Raw genomic sequence first — 23,202 nt, 5'->3', positions numbered from 1 at the left:
TCCATGAAACGAATTTTGGTTCTGTGCACTGGCAACTCAACCCGAAGTCAAATGGCGCATGGCTATCTGCAACATTTTGCCGGGGAATGGGTGCAGGTTTTAAGTGCTGGCATTGAAACACATGGCCTAAATCCTAAAGCAGTTCAGGTTATGGCCGAAGATGGCATTGACATCCATCATCATACATCGAATCTGGTTGATGAGTACGCCCATCTACCTATCGATTATGTGATTACCGTTTGCAATCACGCCAATGAACGCTGCCCTATCTGGGTCGGGAAAGCCGTACGCATTCATAAGAATTTTATGGATCCCTCGAAAGCTACTGGCACAGCAGAAGATATCTTTGACATCTACCGAACTGTACGAAATGAAATTCGGGAATTCAGCCGGAATTTTGTAAAAAAAGAGTTATCTTAGTAGACTCTCGTACAAGCCAAAATGCTGCAAAAAACCCAGGGAATTGCCCTTAGTTATATACGCTATCGCGAAACGTCGATCATCACCCGCATCTATACTGAAGAGTTTGGCCTGCAAAGTTATCTGGTCAATGGAGTTCGAAGCGCCCGAAGCAAGACCAATAAAATTGCGTTGTTTCAACCGCTGACGTTGCTGGATATGGTCGTTTATAATAAGCCCGATCGTGACCTACATCGATTGTCCGAAATTAAGACTAGTCATCCTTTTCAAAGCCTACCCTTTGATGTTAGTAAATCAACCATTGCGCTATTCGTAACAGAGATACTGAACAAAGTCCTGAAAGAAGAAGCAGAGAATTCGAGGATGTTTAAATTTCTGGTCGATTCGGTTTTATTCCTGGAAGAAGCACAGACAAACTTCGAGAATTTTCATCTCGCTTTTTTACTAAAACTATCGTTTTTCCTGGGTTTCGGTCCCGAATCAGCCCGCGAGTTTGAGAATCAACTCCGAGAAAACTCCTACCCTTTTCTACTCGATGAGGAGATGGAACTGGCGTTAAATACAATGCTTCGCAGACCATTAGGAACCCCAATCAAAATAGCTCGTTCAGCCCGAAATGAACTCTTGGATGCGGTAGTAGGCTATTACCAGATTCATATCGATTCCATCGGCGAAGTGAAATCATTGCCGGTATTGCGGGAAGTTTTGGGATGATTTTAGGCGGTATTTTTATAGAATTTCGACAAAGGCAGACAACCTATTTTTGTCACTCAGACGTTAGGAAGAACGACAAAAATAGGTCTAAATCTTCCGCTTCAGCTCAAAATGCTGCCCTAAATACAGTCGCCGAACCTGCTCATCGCTGGCTAGTTCTTCGGCGGTTCCCTGTTTTAGAATTTTACCTTCAAACAGTAGATAGGCCCGGTCGGTGATGGAAAGGGTTTCGTTTACGTTGTGGTCGGTAATCAGGATGCCAATATTGCGGTGTTTGAGCTTAGCAACAATACTTTGAATATCTTCTACAGCAATTGGGTCAACGCCCGCAAACGGTTCATCCAAGAGAATAAATTTAGGATCGACAGCAAGTGCGCGGGCAATTTCTGTACGTCGGCGTTCTCCACCGGAAAGTACCTTGCCTTTGTTCTTTCGAACGTGGTTCAGGCTAAATTCCTCTAATAATTCCTCTACTTTTTCTTTCTGCTGTTTTTTTGGCAAACTGCTCATTTCGAGCACTGCCAATACATTCTCCTCAACGGTCAAATCACGAAACACAGAGGCTTCCTGCGCGAGATAACCCAATCCAAGTCGAGCCCGCTTGTACATAGGTAAATCAGTCACATCGGTATCGTCAATATAAACTTTGCCACTATTGGGTTTCACCAAGCCTACTGCCATGTAAAACGATGTGGTTTTACCTGCTCCATTAGGCCCCAATAGTCCAACAATTTCGCCCGTTTCTACTTGATACGACACGTTATTGTTGACCAATCGCGACCCGTATTTTTTAATCAGATTTTCTGTTCTAAGAAGCATTTGTTTTAGTCGTCAGTCAGTAATTGCCAGTCGATAGTCAAGAATTCCTGCACAAAGTGCTGACGACCCTTGCCTGCCGACTATGGGCTACTTACTAATATTTCACATCCTTCAGCATCAACTGTAAGGATACATTTCCGTTGTAAAAATTTTGCTCAACCTGATAACAGATCGAAAATGGTTCACCCCGTCGGAGGTGATCGGCAACATGAGCAAAGCCAAAGCCGATAGCAGTCAAAATATGCCCTGATCGCCCTTGTCTTACGCTCATTTTCAAATGCTTATCTTTCATAATAATCGGCTCGCTAACCAGATAAACATCCTCCGTCATGAACGTTGGCTGCATATTATGAGGGCCAAACGGCCCCATTTGCTTCACAATCCGAACGAGCTTATCCGAAATCTCGCTGAAGTCCAATGGCAGGTCAATTTCGATCAAGGGGGTCAGGTGCTCTTCCGTAATTTTCCGCGACACTACTTCTTCAAACTTCCGTCTGAAGGCCTCGATATTAGTGACCGGCATGGTCATACCAGCCGCAAACGTATGACCACCAAACTGTTCCAATAGGTCAGCACACTCTTCGATAGCTTCATACACATCAAAACCCGGCACCGATCGCGCTGAACCAGCCGCTTTATCATTCGATTGGGTCAGGATGATCGTCGGACGGTAAAAATGTTCGATACATCGCGACGCGACAATTCCAATAACGCCTTTATGCCAACTCGCATCGTACAATACTGTCGACTTAGCATGGGTCAGCGCTTCACTCTCCCGAATCATCGCCAAAGCCTGCTCAGTCATGCTAGAATCGAACTGACGACGGCTGTTGTTGTGCTTGTTAATCGCTAAGGCAAATTCATCAGCTTCATCCGCCGATTCAGCTAGGAGTAACTGAACAGCCGCTTTAGCATGTTGAATCCGGCCAGCGGCATTGATGCGTGGACCCAGACCAAATACCAAATTCGTAATGTCCAGTTCCTTCGAGAAACCCGCTATTTTGATTAACGCCTTTAGACCCGTCCGAGGTGCCGCGTTAAGATATTTTAAGCCATAATACGCCAATACTCTGTTTTCTCCCGTCAGAGGAACAATATCTGAAGCGATACTAACGGCTACCAGATCAAGACAAGGATACAGCCGATTCAGGTCAATGTTTTTAACTAAGCAAAAGGCCTGCAACAACTTAAACCCTACTCCGCAACCGCTCAATTCCCTGTATGGATACAAACAATCGTCGCGTTTGGGGTCCAGTACAGCAGCGGCACCGGGCAGTTCGGAACCAGGGCGGTGGTGATCACAAATTATAAAATCGACACCAAGCGCTTCAGCTTCCGCTATCCGATCAATCGATTTAATGCCGCAGTCGAGCGCAATTATGAGCGAAAAACCATTTTCAGCAGCCCACTCAATACCTTGCTTCGAAATCCCATACCCTTCTTTGTATCGATCCGGAATATAATAATCGATTGGCGGATGAAAATCCTTTAGGAATCCATATACCAGTGCCACAGAGGTCGCTCCATCTACGTCATAATCTCCGTAAATCAGGATTTTCTCTTCCCGTCCGGGCTGCATGGCCTTCAGCAGACGCGCAATCGCCCGATCCATATCTTTCATCTCGAATGGATCATGCAAATGCGTAAGTTCGGGTCGGAAGAAAGTACGCGCCTGATCGAACGTGTGAACGTCCCGTTGGACCAGTAACGTGGCTACTGCTGAACTAATACCCAGCGACTGAGTTAAGGAATGAATAGCAGCCTGCTGCTCCACTGAATCGGGAAAAGATTTCGGGATCCATCGTTTGGTTGGCGGGGGCGGCTGGGTTATCATAGATGCAAGATAAATCCGTTTTTAGAAAAACTTTACCTATATGCTGTTTTTGCTTTCACTATTGAGCCTGCTTCAGACGGATTCTCCTCCTGAAATGTCACCTAAAAAGACCAATTTAATCGTTGAGGTGCAAAACGTTAAGACCTTAAAAGGCTCCGTTTTTTTTGCCTTGTTTAAATCAGGAGATTCGTTTCCCAATGGCAAACCCGTAGATGGGAAAAAGGTGGATGCCAACGCGCATAATGTTCGAGCAAGCTTTTCATTGGATCCCGGTGAATATGCCGTTGCGGTTTTTCACGATGAAAATGGGAATGGGCAGCTTGACAAAAAGATTTTTGGCATTCCAAAGGAGCCGTATGGATTCAGCAATAATTTCCGCCCTAAAATGTCGGCGCCCAAATTTAAAGATTGCCAGTTTACTATTGATGGCAGCGAAAAAATGATCACGATAAAAGTTGAATCCTTCTAAACCGGAATTCGTCTGATTTTTCTGATTTTGTTTTGTTATTAGAAAGCAAAATCAGAAAAATCACTTTAATCCCATAAATCCCGGTTCTTTTATTTATCTTTGTCCGGCAAATAACACAACCTGCTATTTGCTCATGAGCTTAGATACCAGCAAGTTTCTCTACGAGGCTCTCACCTACGACGACGTACTGCTTCTTCCCGCTTATTCGGAAGTTCTCCCCCGCGACACGAAAACTGTCACTCAGCTTACCCGAAATATTCGATTGAACATTCCGCTGATTTCTGCGGCTATGGACACCGTTACTGAATCGGATCTGGCCATTGCTATGGCGCAGGAAGGCGGTATTGGCATGATCCACAAGAATATGAGCGTTGAAGCGCAGGCCGATCAGGTTCGCAAAGTGAAACGCTCCGAAAGTGGGATGATCATTGATCCTATTACGCTATCGGTAACGGCTACGCTTGGCGATGCGCATAAAATCATGCGCGAGTCCAAGATTGGAGGTATTCCGGTAGTAGATGACAACGGAAAATTAGTCGGCATTCTGACCAACCGTGACTTACGCTTCCAGAATGATCTAACAAAACCAGTTACAGACATTATGACCAGCGAGAAGCTAATTACAGCTCACCAAGGTCTGACACTGGAAGAAGCGGAGAGTATTCTCCAACAGTATCGCATCGAAAAACTGCCGATTGTTGATGACAACTATCACCTAGTCGGACTGATTACGTATAAAGACATTCTGAAAAAGAAAAGTCACCCTAACGCCTGTAAAGACGATCTGGGCCGACTTCGTGTGGGCGCTGCGGTAGGCGTTACGCCTGACCTGACCCGACGTATCGAAGCACTTGTCAAAGCTGGCGTCGATGTAATTAGTGTCGATACAGCGCACGGACACTCGAAAGGGGTGCTGGATGCGGTTCGGGGCATCAAGCAGAAATTCCCAAATCTGGAAGTTATCGCTGGTAATGTGGCTACCGGTGAAGGTGCCAAAGCATTGGCGGATGCCGGTGCAGATGCGGTAAAAGTAGGTGTAGGCCCAGGGAGTATCTGCACGACCCGGATTATTGCCGGAATCGGTATGCCACAGTTGACCGCTGTTTACGAGTCGGCCAAAGCATTGCAGGGTACGGGGGTTCCGGTTATTGCCGATGGTGGGATTCGCTTCTCAGGCGATATTACCAAAGCGCTGGCTGGTGGCGCCAGCACCGTTATGATTGGCTCGTTGCTGGCTGGTACCGAAGAAGCGCCTGGCGAAGTGGTCCTTTACGAAGGTCGGCGATTTAAAACGTACCGGGGTATGGGATCGGTGGAAGCGATGGAAGATGGTTCGAAAGACCGCTATTTCCAGGATGCTGAAGACGATATCAAAAAACTGGTTCCGGAAGGTATCGTTGGGCGTGTACCGTTCAAAGGCAAAGTTGCTGAAATCACCTATCAGCTAGTCGGGGGTTTGAAAGCGGGGATGGGCTACTGCGGAGCGATTGACATTCCGGCCTTACAACAGGCAAAGTTCGTCAAAATCACGACGGCTGGCTCTCGTGAAAGTCATCCTCACGATATTCAGATCCAGAAAGAAGCACCGAATTACTCGTCAAGATGATAAATATGTATGATGCAGGGTACATGATGTATTCTACTCGAGAAAACCATACATCACATATCCTGCATCAAATCTCACGCATCTAAATAATGTACTGCACTGATGGTACCATGAGTTGTTAAATTGATTTCGCGGATGCCGATTCGGTAATTGTCAACAGCAAATCCGGGGGTATCCTGCTTCATCTGATAAAACGTTGAAGGCGAGAGCAACACCAGCAAATTACCACGCTGGACTACTTTTTCGACGTGGTAATGCCCGCAAATAACCGTAACATGGCAAGGCAGTTTATGCACTAATTCGAGAAATTCATCGCTCTGCCGAAACGGATATTTGGAATCCATAAAGGCGACATCTGCAGGCAAGGGCGGATGGTGCATTATGATGACCACATTCGTATCGCGTAAGGCCGTCAGATAATCTTTCAACCACGTCCACTGTTCATCTGAAAACACCCCTTTCGATGAATCCAGAAACAGAACCGGTCGTCCTTCGAGGGGTAAGGCATAATACAGCTCCTGATCATGCAAATCGTGCGTTTTCTCAAAGGCCTCAGCCAGTATTGCGGAATCATCATGGTTGCCCGAAACCACATAGTAGGGCATCGGCAATGAATCCAGTTGCTTTTCTACCCATTCGTAAATTTCCGGATCGGCCGTGGTGTTACAGAAGTCTCCACCAATAATCAGGCAGTTTGGTTTAAGCTCGTCCAGAAACGCCAGCGCTTTCAGAAAATTTTGTCGAACATCAACGCCCTGAGGGTTTTCGCCCTCAACGTCAAGATGCATATCCGTAATAAAAGCAATCCGCATGTAGTGATGTAAGATATATGATGTATGAAGTAAATCTATATATCCTGCATCACATATCTTACATCCTACATCATATATCTTACATCATCTTGGCTTCGTTCCAATATACATCCATTTCGGCAAGGGTCATTTCGCCCAGTTTTTTCCCATGAAACTTTGCCTGTTCTTCCATGTACTGAAAGCGTTTTATAAACTTTTTATTGGTTCGTTCGAGCGCCGTTTCGGGGTTAATATCGATAAAGCGTGCGTAGTTCACCAGCGAGAATAGTAAGTCACCAAACTCTCCTTCGGCCCGGTGCTGATCAATAGCTTCGGCGGTTTCTGCATTGAATTCAGCTTTGAATTCCTGCATTTCCTCCTCTACCTTCTCCCAAACCTGCTGTTTTTCCTCCCAATCGAAACCAGCCCCACGTGCCTTTTCCTGAATCCGCATGGCTTTCACTAAGGCAGGCAACGAGCCTGGCACACCTCCCAACACTGATTTAGCTCCTTCTTTCAGCTTAAGCTGTTCCCAGTTCGCTTTTACTTGCTCTTCTGTTTCAGCCACCACGTTTCCATAAATATGCGGATGGCGGCTAATGAGTTTATCGCAAACACCATTCAACACATCAGCTATGTCGAAGTGGTCAGGCGTATCCGTGCCTGTTTCGGAAGCAATTTTGGCGTAGAAAACTAAATGTAACTGAATATCTCCCAGCTCTTTTCGAATTTCAGGAAGGTCTTTTTCCAGAATGGCGTCGGAGAGTTCGTACGTTTCTTCGATGGTCAGATGGCGAAGGCTATCCATCGTTTGTTTGCGATCCCAAGGGCACTGTTCACGCAGTTCATCCATAATCGTTAGGAGCCGATCGAAAGCCATCAGTTGTTCCTGACGACGAGGAGGTAATTGATCAAAAGTCATCTGGTAAAAATAACGAAAAAAGGAGAAGAGAATCGACTGAACCATCTCTCTTCTCCTTTTTCAACTTCCTGACGATATTCCTACACCTTCACGAGTCGTTTCACCAGTTGCTGATCGTCTGTTTTCAGACTGTACAAATAGTGCCCAGCCATTAACCCCGCTCCGTTGACCGACACGGCGTAATTTCCTTTATCAAATGCACCATCGCGTAGAATCGCTACTTCTCTCCCCTGCATGTTATATAAAGATAACCGGACTGTGCGAGCCTGCTTTAGCGTAAACTGTATTTCGGTTTGATCAGCAAAAGGATTAGGCGTATTCTGACCGAGGGCAGCAATGCCTTCCATGACTTCTAAAGCAGGTGCCTGACGGAAAATAGGCAATATGTCAAAATCGCGGCCTAGAATTGTCTGTGCTGTTGGCGCATCAACCCCCAAATGATCGCGTAAAACGCTGGCATACACTTGCCGGAAATCGTTGGTAAACTTGATATCTCCGCTACTATCCAGATCGGTCAGGTTCGGACTCGCTCCCACGATACCTCCTCGAACGGGAGCTCCGGCAACAAAAAGTGGTGCTGCGGTTCCGTGGTCAGTTCCGGTCGTACCGTTTTGATTCAACCGTCGGCCAAACTCGGAGAACGTCATAACAGTGACCTTATTCGCCAGATTCTGTTTTGCTAAATCTTTAACAAACGTAGATACGGCATCGGCCACCGTTTTCAGCAAGTTCGCGTGCGATCCTGTTGTTGTATCGGAAGCAACAACCTGATTGGCGTGCGTATCAAATCCGCCAATGGATGTCAGATAAACGGGCGTTGTGAGTCCTCCTGCAATTAAGTCGGCCACAATTGAGAGTTGCTTTCCTAGATTTGTGTTCGGATAGGTAACAGCGTTTTTTCCGATATCAGCCTTCTTCTTGATTACATCCGAATATTGAATTGACTGAGCAGCAATTTGTTGCAAAAACTTCAGCTCATCACCAGCCACAGTATTCGGAATCGCTGAAAAATCGTCACTAACTCCCTGTACAAGTTGATAAAATGTATTAGGCGAGTCGAAAACCGTTCCCATTGATCCAACTTCACTTTGTAACAACATCGATTCAACCGCCCCAATCTGAATCGCCATTGGGTGTTCGGGTAGTATAAGCGGAAAAGACGGAAACTTATGAGTCAGATACCGCCCTACCCAGCCATCATACTGATAGGTGTTTGCATCGGAACCTGACAACCATATATCCGTTGATCGAAAGTGTGATCGGTTAGGCGACTGATAGCCAACGTTTTCAACGACTGTTAGTTGGGCGTTGTCGTACATGGCTTTAAATGCCGACATAGCCGGATTTAGCCCTAACTGATCATTCAGTTTAAGTATTTTATCTTTCGCAAGCGCAATAGTCGGTCGTTTTTGGTAATAAATGTCGTTCTCATAAGGTACGACCGTGTTGAGGCCATCATTACCGCCCTGAAGTTGCACAAGCACCAGAATGTTTCCGTTCGTACCTGGCACGTCAAACATAAACGGATTATGCGCATACGCCCGAACAGGCATTCCCTGTACCCCCAGGACAACACCACCCGTAATGAATCCTAATTGTCGGAGAAAATCTTTGCGGTTCATAGGCTAATGGCTGAATGATTGAGTGATAGAATGATTGAATTGTTCATATGCCATCAATTCAATCATTCTGTCACTCAATCATTCAATATTAAGTAAGTTGATATTCAGGCAATCGCATAACTGCTTTCAGAAATTTCTGAATACGTAAATCAGCTTGTGGCGTATTGGTTGACCAGTTTGCCGCGATGGTTCCATCTAGTAGTGTGTCGAGCAAGAGCTTATTTTTTGTAGCCACCAGAGGCATAACTACCATAAGGCTAATTACATCGCTCACGAACTGCGTTGCATCTTCAGAACTCTTATAGCTACGTGCATAATCGAGTGGAACAACTTTGAAGGATAGGGCAGCACCCGTACTTTTTTTGCCGTTCACCAGTGAGTCTGAAAAACCACCACGAGCGGCATACGTATTTGAGCTAATCCAGTCGCGTTGGCCCGGCCAGCCTGCTACATTAGGCGGATAAAACAAATACTGCTGGAGCGTTTTGGATGAATCAGCAATGTAGCCGAAGTCTGGCGTACTAATATTCAGAAACTTGAGCGAGCCAACGGTTAACTCAACCGGGCTTTTGATCTTAGCCCCCCGATAGTCTGATTTAAAAAACTCGTCGGAAGTGAGCATAAATTGTAAAGCAGCTTTGATGTTATAATTCGACTTTCGAAATACAGCCGCCAACTGGGTTATGAACTCTTCATTAGGCTTGTAGAATACAAACTCTTTATACAATTTTCGACAAACAAATTGAGCAGCAGCCTCTTTCGACAGAATAATATCGACTATATCGGTGTAGGCAAAATTGCCCGTCTGTCCTAAAAATGTTTTAGTCTTATCAGCGAAATTATTCTTGTTAAAAACCGCATTCAGACCTGATACTGTCCAGCCAGTTAAGGCGAGTGCCGCCTGTTTTATATCCGTTTCCGTGTAATTGCCAATACCCAGCGTAAAGAGCTCCATCAGCTCACGCCCATAATTCTCATTAGGCGCATTTTTATTGCTCCCACGCCCATCCAGATAGATCAGCATAGCCGGATCGATGGTCACATCTTTTGTAAACTGCCGAAAATCACCAAAAGCATATTTACGGAACAGGTTATTCTGCTGGTACATATGCTGTGGATAATTGATTTTATTCCGCCCTGATACGAAATGGTTGTGCCAGAATAACACCATTTTCTCCCGCATCGACGTTCCTTCGGTCAGCATTTGTTTTAGCCACCAGGTTGTCATTTCCGTGTAGCGTGGACCCGTGTTAGGATCGCTGGCGACGGGAACTTCTGTTACCCATGTATTTGGAGCGGCTGGCAACGGTTTATCAGCCAATAATTCTTTGCTAACAAAATCATCGACAGTTGCGTACGATAACGCCTTGCTCAGATCGTTCCGAGTGTATCCAAACAGACAACGGGCTAACAAATGTCGGGCGGTATCAGCATTCCAAACAGGCATAAGTACATATCGTTTAGTAATAGGAGTTAGTTACTGACATCAAATCAGTTATAACCAATCTATTTAGAGTAATTATACTCATTTATAAAACGTTAAAATTAAGTCATTGTGGTCGGTACTTATTATTTAATTTGAATTAAAATCGTCTATGTAAATGATCAATTCCGCATCGGCGACTTACATGAATAAAAATATTTTCTCCTTTTTTCTTGACTGATATTTCTATATCGCACTTACTTTGCAAAACAAAGTACTTTCAAATATGCAACCTTTACATTCTTCGCTTTACCGATCTGATCTAATTGCCCGTCTGGAAGATTCGTCTGGAAAGGGGCTTCGGGCCTTAACACTGCTAACAGCTGCCGGATTAAGCTTAGTCGTCACCCGTGGTTTGCTGACCGGCAACTGGTGGTTTTTCGTAATGCTTACCTGGAACCTAGCCCTGGCCTGGTTTCCATTGGGTGTTGTACTGGTTATACGCGATTTACGATTCAATAGTAGCCCATCGTCGCGACTAAAAAGCCCATGGCTATTGATTGGTGGTTTGATACTTTGGCTAAGTTTTTTGCCGAATGCGCCCTACATCATTACCGACCTGTTCCACATTAAACACATCGATCAGACACTACTCTGGTTCGATACCATGACCATCTTCTTATTTGCACTAACAGGGTTACTGGCTGGTTTATACTCCATCCTCATCGTACACCGAATGCTCCGACCAATCACTGGCGATTTGTTGACCTGGGCGTTGATTTTAGCAAGTCAGGTATTGTCAGGGTTTGGTATTTACCTGGGGCGAATGGGGCGCTGGAATAGCTGGGATATTTTGACGAGACCGTCTTCGCTGACGTTAGCGATTGCCCGTGCTTATCACGATCACGTAAGTATTAAGCTGACGCTGGCTTATGGCTTTATTCTTATTGTCTTGTATGTAGCCTTTTATTGGTTCACTGAACGCGAAAATAGTCCAACTGCTAACGAATAGTATTTCGTGCGTTCGAAACCAATCGCATACACTTGATTTACATACTAAGTTTGCCGAATGATTGATTTCTATAAAGTTGTCCGCAGTTTTCGGTTTGCTGGCCAGGGAATTCTGGATTTGTTCCGGTTTGAGAACAATGCTAAAGTCCATCTACTGGTTGCGGGGATTGTCGTTTTAGCTGGATTTTATTTGCAGCTAAACACAACTGAATGGGCTATCATTCTGACTCAAATTGGCCTGGTTTGGGCAGCTGAAGCTTTCAATACAGCTATTGAAAAACTATGCGATTTTGTCTCACCGGGTCGTCATCCCCAGATCAAAGCGATTAAAGATGTATCGGCTGGGGCCGTTCTGATTCTGAGCATTTTCGCTGTTCTTGTTGGTCTTGTTATCCTCGGCAGCCATTTAGTCGATACTCTATTCATAAATCCTAATTCGCTATTTAACAAATAGTCATGCACGAATCCCGCGAACATCTCCAAACGCTAACGGAAATCCGAAGCCTGATGGAGCGATCTTCTAAATTTCTGTCACTCAGCGGCTTGTCTGGCGTATCGGCAGGAATAATTGCTCTGGCTGGAGCGTTTGCCGTTGCCGTGCGGATGCAATCAGGCGTGTTCACAAGGTTTCGCCCATATCCACAGGACGGTTATACGGATGTAGATCATCATGACGCCCGACAGTTTTTAATAACTATAGCGATTATTGTGCTGGTAACAGCCCTCCTATCGGGCTTATATTTTACGCTTCGTAAAGCCCGCCGACAAGGGTTGAATGTCTGGAATCAATCGTCGAAACGCTTATTATGGGCAATCGCAGTGCCGCTGGCAACGGGTGGTATATTTTGCCTCACTTTACTTTATTACAACCTGGTTTGGCTGGCTTTTCCGGCAACGCTCATTTTTTACGGGCTGGCGTTGCTCAACGGCAGTAAATACACCTTGCGCGATGTTGAATCATTAGGATACTGCGAAATTATATTAGGTCTGTTGTCTCTTTTCTGGCCCGGTTATAATTTGCTGACCTGGTCGATTGGATTTGGCCTATTGCATATTGTATATGGCCTGGCCATGTATGTTAAATACGAACGTAATCCGCATGAAGAACGACCTGCTGGCTCAGTTTAACAAAGCTTTTGAAAGCAAAGCGCGATTGAGCATTATGTCGGTCTTAATGGTAAATGACTCGCTGAGTTTCAACGCGCTAAAAGAATTGCTGGAGCTTACCGATGGCAACCTGGCCACGCATTTACGGGCGCTGGAAGAGGCCGGTTATATATTGGTACAAAAGCAATTTATTGGGCGCAAACCGAATACAACCTATTCAGCTACTCAGGCAGGCCAACGAGCCTTTTCGGATCATTTAAACGCGCTGGAATCTTTCATCAAGAATTTATAGGCAGTTTCATTTACAGAACGTCAACACATTTTTTCAGTTATTTTCACTTTGCAACACAAAGTACTTTTATGAAAACAGACACTTCTAATGACCAACTACAGCTTCGTCAGCATGAAGCTATTATCCAGTCCGATACGGATAGCCATTCTCAATTTCCGCCTTCGTTTCGATCCCGTTTCCTGGAGCCATTTCGAGAGCCGTTTTTCGGTATTGGGCTTTTTTTTCTGACTGGATCAAGCCTGGTGTTTTTAGGTTATGAACTTTTGGGAGAACCACATCGGGCCGGTAATTCCAACGGAGGCATGATTATGCTTCATTATTGTCTGGCGGTTCTTTTTTCAGTGCTGTTAGTGGCCAATGGCTTTCTTAGATTTCGCCAAGATGGATACGATAAAGGGCGGCCAACGCGCTGGATAGGTCTTTTACTATGGCTGATAAGCGCCTACGCATTAAACCGTGAACTAGCAGTTTTTCAGCAATCAACAACCTGGCTATGCTGGACTTTATTACTTATCGGAAGCGCTATGCTAGCCTTTGGATGGAAAGAAACGTTATCCGTTCGATGGCAACAGTTTCTCTATACAGTGCTTGCTGTAGGCTGGTGGCTATTTGCGTACATGGCTATTTATGTCTGTCAACTCTACTTTATCAGCATACCTATGCTGATCGCTTTAGGTCTGTCCGCGCATACGTTCGTACCACTTTTCTTCGCCGTTGCGCTGGGAAAACGACTCTGGTTCGATGGGAAGCGAGAAGAACATCTGCGACTGGGAATTAGTGTCGGTTTATCAATACCACTTATCGCTGTTGGCTTCTTCCTAAGCGGATGGATTCGCGATCTAAATCGAATTGAAAAGACGCAACTCGAAGCCACCATCCGAAACACAACTGACCTTCCCGATTGGGTATTAATTGCCCAGAAACTTAAACCAGGCTGGATCACCAACCGGCTTCTTTTGAGCAATCATGTTTACGATCTAGGGCGTTTTATTAACAACAGCGGCTGGAGTATAAACGGTTTGACCGCACTGGATGATGTTCGCCAACACGATCCATTGGTTGTGATTGCTTCGCTGATACTTCCCGCAGATGTGTTGAGCAATGATAATCGGCTTGCTATAACAAGAGTATTAGCTGCCAATCGACACGGTACCGAAGAGAAATTCTGGACGGGTCGCCATTTGACGACCGAAGATGTTGTATCGCAAGTGCGTATCTGGCCGCAATTCCGGGTCAGCTACACCGAACAGACATTCCAGATCCGTAATCAGGCCCGCTTCACGACCGAGGAAGCACTACTGACCTTTCATCTGCCGCCAGGATCTGTCGTTTCGTCGATGTCATTATGGGTAAATGGCCACGAAGAACCAGCTCGATTAACTACCGTTGCCAAAGCTGATTCAGCTTATCGAACAATTGTTGGAGTAGAGTCAAAGGTAGTTGCCCGCGATCCGTCCATTGTTCGTTGGCAGGAAGGCAATCGAGTTACAGTTCGCGTATTTCCCTGTCGGGCTGGCGAAGATCGGCGCGTCAAAATCGGCATTACGTCTCCCCTTCAATTGACTGATAACCAATTGAATTATCAGTCTCCTTATATTGAAGGACCTGATATGAGCTCGGCGAATGAACTCATACACATCGATTTCGTGACTACACCGACCGATCTGCAAACGCCCTGGTTATTTAACCAATTGCAAGGAAATGTCATCCAGCATACTGGTAATTATACACCTAACTGGACGTTGCGTTTTCAAGCTCCTGACCTATCATCGGAGGCCTTCTATCTGAACGGTTACGCTTACCAAATGGACCCCCAAACAATAGAAAATGAATCATTTACGCCAACTGACATTTATCTGGATATAAATCAGTTGTGGCAAAGAGATGAATTTACAACAGCATTTCAACTGGCGGCCAAACAACCTAACAGTCGAGTATGGGTGTTTGATGACGGGATGAAGCAATTGACTCAAAACAATCTGGATGCGTTTTATGAACGATTGTCTCAGGAGACGTTTAGCCTGTTCCCAGTCTATCGAATCAAGAACCCGGCAACGGCTTTGCTTATTACCAAAGGTTCATCGTATGCACCGACTTTGAGTGATTTGCGCGGTAGTCAATTTGCAGACAATTTTGGGTTAGTAGCCAGGCAGCAAACTCCTATTCGTACGTTCTGCTTTACATCCGGCCAGCACATCACTGAGTTATCACCCTACCTAAAAACACTGTCTGAACTTTGTGTACTGAACCTAACTAGCGGCAATTCACCCGATTTAACAGGTATTTTCCAGAAACATCAGTTTCCGCGTCTACAGACTGAAAAAGAATCTGTCAATTTACTTGAAGCGCAGGTAGCTATCCAGAAAATTCCCGCACCTGTTGCGAAAGCATCGCTTGCACCCGACCATCTGGCTCGTCTGTTTACTTATAATCATCTGTTACGAGAAATTGGACGATCTTATTTCATCAAAAATTACCAGACAGATTTCTTAATTCAGGAAGCACAACGGGCACACATAGTGTCACCGTTATCAAGTTTGGTCGTTTTGGAAACAGCGGCTGATTATGGTCGATTCGGTATTCCGAAAGATAATTCTGGTCTGGACAATGCTTCGCTGAAAACCGATGGAGCGGTTCCAGAGCCTCACGAATGGGCAATGTTGGTGATGCTGGCAATTCTGGTTGGGTGGCTAATCTGGCGAAAACACTATGCCCCCTATTGATCTAACCACTTTTCTGTCAATGGCCCTTCTGCTCTATGCCTGGTGGCCAGGCTATGCCGGACGAAATCGGTGGACGGGTCGATTAGTTTCCCTGGTCTTACTATCGCCCGTTCTGCGCTATTTGTCTGCTTTGTTTACGTTTCCGATACGGCTGCAATTAAGTGCAGGTGCTGGTTATTTGTTGCGATTATTTGGAATACCTGTACACGTTGAAGGGAATGTGATTTCCAGAATAATGTCCTCTGCAAACCCGGTTGACATGGCTGTTGATCCTGCCTGTATGGGTTTGCAACTAACAGGGGTCTCACTCCTGGTTGGCCTGTTCAGTCTGATCTGGCAAGAACGGTTGCAGCGTAAAAAGCTCCCAATGCCCTGGATAATTGCTTTCGAATCAATTGTTTTCGGATTGACTATCCTGTGTAATCTTTTCCGAATTGTGCTGCTGGTTCTTTTTGGAGCGATGCCTGAAACCCTTACGCATGAGCTGATTGGTTTAGCTTGTGTCTTTGTTTATACCTGGGTTCCTGCCTGGGGTCTAGCTATCCTATTTATAAGGCGTTTAGGACAACCCGAATTAACTAATCCATCGACTGGAACAATGACCAAAATGGTCCAATCAGCAGGCTGGGGATTGGGCGTTATACTTATCGGAATTAGCGTGCGGGCTTTCGCAGCATTGCCAGAGAAATCGGCTTCGGACCTATCTATTATTCTGAAAAAGAATGATCGGACCTGGGCTAATTATAGGCTTGGCTGTACTTCCGACATGCTTCCGAATGGCTTTATAAAACTAGTAAAGCCCGGCTTATTGCTCTACATAAAACCCCAACTCGATTGGTTTAGCGCCGATCATAGTCCGGTTGTCTGCTGGAAAGGAAGCGGTTACGAACTCAAACGAATCCAGGAAACAACGCTGGATGGGCACCCAACTTACGTTGGTGAACTCCACAAAAAGGGTCGTGTTCTCTACACAGCCTGGTGGTTTAGCAACGGAGCCTGCGCAACCATTAGCCAACTAACTATGCGTAAAAAAATCATTCAGGGCGAAACGGGTTTTGCTTTGATTAATATTACGAGTGATAAGCCATTTACGTCGATGCGGTTGATTTCTGCAAAATCGAGAAATTGATAGCCGTATTCACTTCTGAACTGACCCTAATTAATCAAGGCAAATTCGGCCAGGTATGTTAATGCACCAGCCACGTAACCAATTAGAGCCAACCAGCTGATTTTACGCAAATACCATCCGAAAGATAGTTTCTCCATTCCCATAACTGCTACGCCCGCTGCCGACCCGATCAGCAATAGACTACCACCCGTACCGGCACAATAAGCGAGAAACTCCCAAAGTTTGGCATCGGTTGGGTGGGTTTGAAGATCATACATACCCATGGTAGCCGCTACAATAGGCACATTATCAACGACGGCTGATACGATCCCAATGAGAAAAATGATTACATCCAGATTACCAACGCTTTGCTGTAAGGATTCGGCCAGGCCACGTAAAATATGAGTTGATTCTAAGGCGCTAACTGCCAGTAATATGCCCAGAAAAAAGAGAATACTTGGCGCATCAATTCGACTTAAGGCATGCGCAGCTGTAAATTTCTGGCGCTCTTCTTCGTCCTTATCGCTGTGTATCAATTCGGAAGTTACCCAGATGGCGCCTAATACCAGCATCATTCCCATGTAGGGCGGTAGATGTGTAAAGGTTTTAAAAATAGGCACGAACAACATCCCACCAAGTCCCACAGCAAGCATGGTCCGGCGATCACGACGGGCAGTTGGCGTTACATAAGGGCGACTAACTCCCTGCGATGATGTCTTCTCTTTTCCTGTTCGAGGCTGGTAACTGGTCAATATAATCAATGGCAAGAGCATCGAAACTAAACTGGGCAACAGCAATCCCCGAATAATAGCCAGTGTGGACACTTGGCCACCAATCCAAAGCATGGTGGTCGTTACATCACCAATCGGCGACCAGGCTCCCCCGGCATTAGCTGCTATAATAATCATACCCGCAGCAAGGTGACGTTGCTCCGTATTCCGAATTAGCTTTCTAACAACTGATATCATCACAATGGAAGTCGTTAGATTATCCAATAAAGCAGATAAAAAAAAGGCCAAAAGACTAATAATCCAGAGCAGGGAGCGCAGGTTACGGGTAGCAATTCGATCCGTAATCAATGTAAATCCGTCGTGTACATCGATCAGTTCAACAACAGTCATAGCTCCCAATAAGAAGAAGAGAATTTCCGATGTTTCGGCCAGATGTTCTCCCAAATGATCTATAACTGTTTCGGGATCAGCACTCATCAACGCATAGACTGTCCAGCAGGTTACACCTGTAATGAGAGCAGTCGCCGTTTTATTTATTTTTATAGAATGTTCAAGAGTGATGAGAATATAACCGATGACGAAGAGACAAATTAGTAGCAAAGTCATTTGATAATTGAATCAGGTTAAACCTCTGTGTGTATTTTTGTTCTTATCCTTGTCTGGCAGCTGTACACAAAAGGTATGTTCATTGTTCGTCTCTCTTCACTACACGCCGATGGGATGGCTTTGTTCCCATTCATTCTGGTTCGACAACCAAATCCGGGCCAGACGCTACTTAATCACGAACGCATACATCTCAAGCAACAGCTCGAACTTGGTATTATACCATTTTACCTTTGGTATCTAGTTGAATACGGTATCCGTCGGATTCAATACCGGGACCACTATACGGCCTATCGAAATATTAGTTTCGAGCGTGAAGCTTTCACTAACGATAAAAACCTGTCCTACTTAAAAACGCGTCCTTTCTGGGGGTTCTGGCACTATCTTTCTGCCAAGAAGGCTGAATACTAATTCTTTACGGAGAATTCTTCAACGATCTATTGCCTAGAATCCCAATCATGGCCACTAACGATGAGAATACGACAACCAGAATAGGAATACCTTCCCGGAAACCAACCAGCCGGAGTTCGTCCGGAATAGTTAGATAAAGCAGAATAGAAATCAATCCGCGAGGAGCAATCCAAAGGATTGGATTTATCGATCCCTGATACGTTAACCGAAGCGTCACCCATCGCCAGGCGATAATAACCACCACAAATAATATACTGACAATCAGAGCATCACCATCAATCAGACTTCGTGGATTTGCGGCATACCCCAACAAAAGGTAAAAAAAGGTTCGGACAACAAAGGCCCCTTCAGCAGCCAGATTTTTAAGTTGTTCAAGCTCTTTTTCGAACAGGTCGTTTTTTAAGATTTGGCTCAATCGACCACGAATAAACAGATCTGTATTATTCAAAAACAGCCCAAAAATCAGGATTAATAACAGGGAGGAAAGGTGATTGATTTCGGCGAGTGCATACACCAGAAACAGTACGGAAATAATTGGCAGAAACTTGATTCGATGATTAATGCGTCCAATCAGGTAAAGCAGCAGAAAACAGCAACCTAATGAAATCAGTGCCATAGCGAGAGTATCGCGCGTGAACGACCAGATGGCCCCAAAAACTGAGTTGCGCGTTAGCAGCAGAAAGTTATAGGCCATAATTCCCAATATGCTGGCGTAAGCCGATTCGTACACCGCATACTCCTGCTGTCCACCTGTTAGTTTCGCGACGGTCTGTACGGTTACGGTGCTACTCACAATCGAAAATGGCAATGCGGCAATCAGGCATCGATAAAAGGAATCGTTCAGCAGTAAATAAAGCATGCCAGCCATTAGAAGAGTGCTTCCTATAATGGCCAGTAAGGAAGCTAGTAATGTTCGGCGTATTACACTCAACCGCTCGGCGTGGAGTTCCAGATCCAGCCCACCTTCCAATACAATCAGGATTAAACCTAGCGTACCGAGTGTTGGTAGAATAGCAGTAACGTAAGGTACCTGAACATTGAAATATTCCGTTGCCTGATGGGTCAACATACCGAGCAACAGGAGCAGCAATACCGATGGCGTTTTGAATCGACTACTGAACAAGTCGAACGCGTACGAAATCAGTACCGACAAACTCAGAACAATGATCAGTATCGATGAATCCATAGGCGAGAGAGCGAAAGAGTGAAAAGCGAATAACCTGTTCCTACAGCTTTCGCTCTTTCACTCTTTCGCCACTGTTACTATTTTCGAGCGTAGTAATATAAATTGACCGAAGGTGAGCTTGCTTTTTCGCTAATAGTAAAAAAGCCTTTGCCATCTTTATCGAAACAAACTGCTTCGCCCTGTGGCTCAAATCGAATTGTCAGTTGACGGGACGTTCCGTATTGTAAGGCATCGGCAATAGATTTACCAGAATCACGCTTCCAGTAGTAAAGCTGGGTGTATGTGCGCACCAGGATTTCGCTCCCATCGGGCGAAATAGCAGCCCCCGTTACATAATTAGCTAACCCTCCTCCCCCAAACGAAGGCAATTCACCAAAAGCTGTCGCTGTTGTTATGGTATTGATATTTTGGGGATAAGGCAGGCTATACAGACGGACTTTTTCTTCCCGTTTCGAGATGATATAAATGTCTTTGGTCTTCGGATCTACGAACATAGCTTCGGCATCACGAGGTCCGTCAGGGTAGCGAAAATTAATGCGTTCTACCTGTGTAATAGGCGTTTGCAGAGATGCAGGCTCGGGCAAACGGTAGATAACACAACCGCTGTATTCAGCATTATTATCGCCTATTTCGCCAATATAAATATAGTTTACCCCATCTGTGGGACCTGGCCCAATCGACAATTCCTCCCAGTCGCGATTGGTTGCATTGGGAACATTGATTTTCCCTTTTAGTTTGCCATCGTATCCGAGCAACGCCAATTCGGCTGGACTACCACTGTCCTGTTCGATCCATACATTTCCTGGCTGGCTACGACTGTCTACTATACCTGATGCTTCATCAATCTGACCTGGCGTTATGGGGGCAACAGTTGGATCCGACGCAAATTGAGCATCGTAAACATTTGGTACAGAAAGTTTGCACGATACAAACCCCAGCCCCAAAACCAGCAGAACAAAATTACGCATGATAAATTCTGGTTGATTCAATTGTGAAAGTAACGAATTGGTGAGCAAAAATGATGAACAGGGTTCAATAAAGCTATCTTCTACTATTAAGTGGATTCTAAAATTCTACACAAACAGACAAGCCATTCGTTAGTTTCAGCGTCACTTTTGCTTTTAGGTACCAGGCAATTCTCAAACATAACACGCCTATTGATATGAAAACTAGATTATTTTTTTTAGCGGCTACCCTCCTACTTGGTGTTTGCTTCAGTTTCATCAGCCTCCCCTCCGCCGACGGTTGGGTCAGTCTCTTCGATGGCAAGACCTTTAATGGGTGGAAAGTTACCGAAGAGAGCCCTGGAACATTCACGATTCAGGATGGTGCCATCGTAGTCAATGGACCGCGCGCTCACTTGTTTTATGAAGGCCCTGTAGGTAATCATAACTTCAAAAACTTCGAGTGGAAAGCTACCGTAAAAACCATGCCAGGCTCAAACTCGGGCATGTTTATTCACACCGCCTATCAACCATCGGGCTGGCCATCAAAAGGGTATGAAATTCAGGTGAACCAAACCCATACTGACTGGCGAAAAACGGGTAGCGTTTATGGCGTTCAGGACGTAAAAGAAACGTTTGTCAAAGATGATGAGTGGTATACCGAGCAAATTACGGTAAAAGGCAAAAATGTAACGATCAGCATCAACGACAAGGTGATCAACAACTATACCGAACCCGACAGCATCAGCAATTCCGGCAAACCCAAAAAACTCAGCATGGGTACCATTGCCTTACAAGGTCATGACCCTAAAAGCAAAGTGTATTACAAAGACATCATGATCAAAGTACTGCCCGACTAAGCAATATGGGATTAAGAGCGCGGGGCATGGGGTAAAGTAAATACATCCCTATGCCCCGACTCCTCTGCCCTCTGCTACTTAAACTGCTGAATACTATAAGTATTAGCCTGAAGTTGGCTAGGGTTTTTAGCAGCTGCGGCCTCGCTCACTTCGCCGATGCGGGCATTTAGCGTGAAAATCTTATCGCCCACCAATACATTGGTTGTTGCCTGATTATAGTTTCCTTCATCTGTTCTGACTAACGAAGCCGTTTTCCAATTATCCGAGCTTCGAATCTGCGACACTTTCGTACGACCGTTTACAACGTACAAATCGTTTTCATACAATAACATTCCGTCTCCACCTGGCAAATTGACGCCGGTTACTTCCGTAATCATATTGGTTTCATCCAAATCAACTTTGAATAATTTCCCTTCATTCGATTTTACTACAAGCAGATAATTGTCGGGATGATACACGATGCCATTCAGGTTGATGCCTTGTGCACCTTCAAAAAGTGGTGAGGTAATGGTGCTGACCACCGAATCTTTGACGGATATTTTGTAGATAACGGGCGCAAAAGAATCTGTTACATAGACCGCTCCATCTGCATCGAAGGCCAGGTCATTGGCAAAGTGGTTCGCGTTGGGCAGCTTACTTTTACTAGCCAGATCAAAGCGATTTACAACGTCTCCAGTACGCAAATCATAGATAAACAGCCCTGCCGTTTTCAGCGTCGTTTGGGGAGTACTCTTATCCGATACGCCCTGATCGCCATTACAGACATAGAGCAAATCGTCCCGTACTTTCATACCGATGCTACTAATAAGCTGTCTATCATTGCCGATCAAATCCGTATATCGCCCATTCTGATCGACAGTCCCTATTTTTCCCTGCGTGATTGAACTGATCAGAAACTGATCGAGTCTGGGTGAATACGTAATTCCTTCGGGGTACTGACGAGTTGCGGAAAAATTGATACGTTCCGGAATAGAAGGGGCATTAAACTCCGGATCGATGGTGTTGCAAGCGGCTACACCCAACATCATCAGACACAAGATCTTGGGAGCCGAATAAACATTGATCGCCATTATGAATCGGATTAAATTAACTAAGTGTATGAATAGTTAATTCGGTTTTACAAACAAATGTTTAACCAACCCCATTTTTCAGCACTGTAGATCGCAAAACTATCCCATCCATTTTCTGTTTTATTAACAAACTAAATCTCTACCGTTATGAATCACATGACCACCCTGACCGAAGTCATGGAAGAACTCCGGGAAAAAGGCTATACACATGAATTTGGCCCTAAAAAAGATTATCTGGAAGAAAAAAGTACTGAAACGAAGCTGAAAAGCGAAGATTTCACTGTCGATAAATTTTACCGGTTTGAAGGCACCTCCGATCCGGGCGATGAAATGACTCTGTATGCCATTACGGCCTCTAATGGTATGAAAGGTACATTCGTAGCCGCCCAGGGGACTTATTCTAATGAAGTATCGCCTGAGTTAATGGCTAAATTTACCATCTCAGATCGCCATCATGTAACGTCTACGGAAGGTTCGGTTCAGCCAATTGATCAGCATTCCGTTTCACACTAGTGATTTCTCGGATATTTACAAGA

General features: G+C 45.1%; 23 protein-coding genes. 13 read left to right on the top strand and 10 right to left on the bottom strand.

Going from position 1 to position 23,202, the window contains the following annotated elements; translation table 11 throughout:
- The first annotated feature begins 3 nt into the window (after positions 1-3).
- The gene (locus tag ACYVE4_RS01165) at positions 4-420 is read left to right on the top strand and encodes an arsenate reductase ArsC (RefSeq protein ID WP_460994945.1); all 417 of its coding nucleotides are present in this window, start codon (positions 4-6) and stop codon (positions 418-420) included.
- 21 nt (positions 421-441) lie between these two features.
- Positions 442-1,134, top strand: a complete 693-nt coding sequence (gene recO, locus ACYVE4_RS01160; protein WP_460994944.1) for a DNA repair protein RecO — start codon at positions 442-444, stop codon at positions 1,132-1,134.
- Between the two features lie 87 nt (positions 1,135-1,221).
- Here recO and lptB read toward each other — a convergent pair whose 3' ends face one another.
- A complete protein-coding gene (gene lptB, locus ACYVE4_RS01155; protein WP_460994943.1) occupies positions 1,222-1,953 on the bottom strand; it encodes an LPS export ABC transporter ATP-binding protein in 732 nt (243 codons plus the stop codon).
- Positions 1,954-2,047: 94 nt separating this feature from the next.
- On the bottom strand, positions 2,048-3,787 hold the full coding sequence (recJ, locus tag ACYVE4_RS01150) for a single-stranded-DNA-specific exonuclease RecJ (protein WP_460994941.1): 1,740 nt from the start codon (positions 3,785-3,787) through the stop codon (positions 2,048-2,050).
- Positions 3,788-3,827: 40 nt separating this feature from the next.
- On the opposite strand from recJ, the gene ACYVE4_RS01145 reads away from it, so the two are divergent.
- Both ACYVE4_RS01145 and guaB read left to right on the top strand, forming a co-directional pair.
- Positions 3,828-4,256, top strand: a complete 429-nt coding sequence (locus ACYVE4_RS01145; protein ID WP_460994939.1) for a DUF2141 domain-containing protein — start codon at positions 3,828-3,830, stop codon at positions 4,254-4,256.
- A 133-nt stretch (positions 4,257-4,389) separates the two neighbouring features.
- Positions 4,390-5,862 carry an IMP dehydrogenase gene (gene guaB / locus ACYVE4_RS01140; protein ID WP_460994938.1) on the top strand — a complete coding sequence of 491 codons (1,473 nt, stop codon included), beginning with the start codon at positions 4,390-4,392 and terminating at the stop codon, positions 5,860-5,862.
- Positions 5,863-5,936: 74 nt separating this feature from the next.
- On the opposite strand, the gene ACYVE4_RS01135 is transcribed toward guaB, so the two are convergent.
- The 4 genes from ACYVE4_RS01135 to ACYVE4_RS01120 all read right to left on the bottom strand — a co-directional run bounded on the left by ACYVE4_RS01135 (position 5,937) and on the right by ACYVE4_RS01120 (position 10,644).
- Positions 5,937-6,674 carry a metallophosphoesterase family protein gene (locus tag ACYVE4_RS01135; RefSeq protein WP_460994937.1) on the bottom strand — a complete coding sequence of 246 codons (738 nt, stop codon included), beginning with the start codon at positions 6,672-6,674 and terminating at the stop codon, positions 5,937-5,939.
- Positions 6,675-6,753: 79 nt separating this feature from the next.
- Positions 6,754-7,575, bottom strand: coding sequence for a nucleoside triphosphate pyrophosphohydrolase (mazG, locus tag ACYVE4_RS01130; RefSeq protein ID WP_460994936.1), 822 nt, complete (start codon positions 7,573-7,575; stop codon positions 6,754-6,756).
- Positions 7,576-7,655: 80 nt separating this feature from the next.
- The gene (locus ACYVE4_RS01125) at positions 7,656-9,197 is read right to left on the bottom strand and encodes a DUF1501 domain-containing protein (RefSeq protein WP_460994935.1); all 1,542 of its coding nucleotides are present in this window, start codon (positions 9,195-9,197) and stop codon (positions 7,656-7,658) included.
- An 88-nt stretch (positions 9,198-9,285) separates the two neighbouring features.
- Positions 9,286-10,644, bottom strand: coding sequence for a DUF1800 domain-containing protein (locus ACYVE4_RS01120; RefSeq protein WP_460994934.1), 1,359 nt, complete (start codon positions 10,642-10,644; stop codon positions 9,286-9,288).
- 262 nt (positions 10,645-10,906) lie between these two features.
- Here ACYVE4_RS01120 and ACYVE4_RS01115 point away from each other — a divergent pair, with 262 nt between their 5' ends.
- The 6 genes from ACYVE4_RS01115 to xrtN all read left to right on the top strand — a co-directional run bounded on the left by ACYVE4_RS01115 (position 10,907) and on the right by xrtN (position 16,882).
- Positions 10,907-11,632 carry a DUF1361 domain-containing protein gene (locus ACYVE4_RS01115; protein ID WP_460994933.1) on the top strand — a complete coding sequence of 242 codons (726 nt, stop codon included), beginning with the start codon at positions 10,907-10,909 and terminating at the stop codon, positions 11,630-11,632.
- A 57-nt stretch (positions 11,633-11,689) separates the two neighbouring features.
- A complete protein-coding gene (locus ACYVE4_RS01110; RefSeq protein ID WP_460994932.1) occupies positions 11,690-12,085 on the top strand; it encodes a diacylglycerol kinase family protein in 396 nt (131 codons plus the stop codon).
- Positions 12,086-12,087: 2 nt separating this feature from the next.
- Positions 12,088-12,759 carry a DUF308 domain-containing protein gene (locus ACYVE4_RS01105; RefSeq protein WP_460994931.1) on the top strand — a complete coding sequence of 224 codons (672 nt, stop codon included), beginning with the start codon at positions 12,088-12,090 and terminating at the stop codon, positions 12,757-12,759.
- Positions 12,731-13,030 carry a winged helix-turn-helix domain-containing protein gene (locus tag ACYVE4_RS01100; RefSeq protein ID WP_460994930.1) on the top strand — a complete coding sequence of 100 codons (300 nt, stop codon included), beginning with the start codon at positions 12,731-12,733 and terminating at the stop codon, positions 13,028-13,030. The genes ACYVE4_RS01105 and ACYVE4_RS01100 overlap by 29 nt, the downstream gene beginning before the upstream one ends.
- A gap of 68 nt (positions 13,031-13,098) precedes the next feature.
- On the top strand, positions 13,099-15,753 hold the full coding sequence (locus tag ACYVE4_RS01095) for an XrtN system VIT domain-containing protein (RefSeq protein WP_460994929.1): 2,655 nt from the start codon (positions 13,099-13,101) through the stop codon (positions 15,751-15,753).
- Positions 15,740-16,882 carry an exosortase N gene (gene xrtN, locus ACYVE4_RS01090; RefSeq protein WP_460994928.1) on the top strand — a complete coding sequence of 381 codons (1,143 nt, stop codon included), beginning with the start codon at positions 15,740-15,742 and terminating at the stop codon, positions 16,880-16,882. The genes ACYVE4_RS01095 and xrtN overlap by 14 nt, the downstream gene beginning before the upstream one ends.
- A gap of 26 nt (positions 16,883-16,908) precedes the next feature.
- On the opposite strand, the gene nhaD is transcribed toward xrtN, so the two are convergent.
- The gene (gene nhaD, locus ACYVE4_RS01085) at positions 16,909-18,198 is read right to left on the bottom strand and encodes a sodium:proton antiporter NhaD (protein WP_460994927.1); all 1,290 of its coding nucleotides are present in this window, start codon (positions 18,196-18,198) and stop codon (positions 16,909-16,911) included.
- Between the two features lie 75 nt (positions 18,199-18,273).
- Between nhaD and ACYVE4_RS01080 the strand changes: the two genes are divergently transcribed.
- Complete coding sequence (locus ACYVE4_RS01080) at positions 18,274-18,606, top strand: hypothetical protein (RefSeq protein ID WP_460994926.1); 333 nt, start codon at positions 18,274-18,276, stop codon at positions 18,604-18,606.
- 4 nt (positions 18,607-18,610) lie between these two features.
- On the opposite strand, the gene ACYVE4_RS01075 is transcribed toward ACYVE4_RS01080, so the two are convergent.
- Positions 18,611-19,792, bottom strand: coding sequence for a cation:proton antiporter (locus ACYVE4_RS01075; RefSeq protein ID WP_460994925.1), 1,182 nt, complete (start codon positions 19,790-19,792; stop codon positions 18,611-18,613).
- A 77-nt stretch (positions 19,793-19,869) separates the two neighbouring features.
- Entirely contained in the window at positions 19,870-20,760 is an 891-nt protein-coding gene (locus ACYVE4_RS01070) for a PE-PGRS family protein (RefSeq protein ID WP_460994924.1), read from the bottom strand.
- 194 nt (positions 20,761-20,954) lie between these two features.
- Between ACYVE4_RS01070 and ACYVE4_RS01065 the strand changes: the two genes are divergently transcribed.
- Positions 20,955-21,596, top strand: coding sequence for a 3-keto-disaccharide hydrolase (locus tag ACYVE4_RS01065; RefSeq protein WP_460994923.1), 642 nt, complete (start codon positions 20,955-20,957; stop codon positions 21,594-21,596).
- Positions 21,597-21,670: 74 nt separating this feature from the next.
- Here the strand turns inward: ACYVE4_RS01065 and ACYVE4_RS01060 are convergent, their stop codons facing one another.
- A complete protein-coding gene (locus tag ACYVE4_RS01060) occupies positions 21,671-22,666 on the bottom strand; it encodes a gluconolaconase (protein ID WP_460994922.1) in 996 nt (331 codons plus the stop codon).
- 147 nt (positions 22,667-22,813) lie between these two features.
- Between ACYVE4_RS01060 and ACYVE4_RS01055 the strand changes: the two genes are divergently transcribed.
- Positions 22,814-23,179, top strand: a complete 366-nt coding sequence (locus tag ACYVE4_RS01055; RefSeq protein ID WP_460994921.1) for a hypothetical protein — start codon at positions 22,814-22,816, stop codon at positions 23,177-23,179.
- Positions 23,180-23,202 lie beyond the last annotated feature (23 nt).

It is taken from the genome of Spirosoma harenae (assembly GCF_054776975.1).
This window is presented reverse-complemented; position numbering and strand designations above follow the sequence as displayed.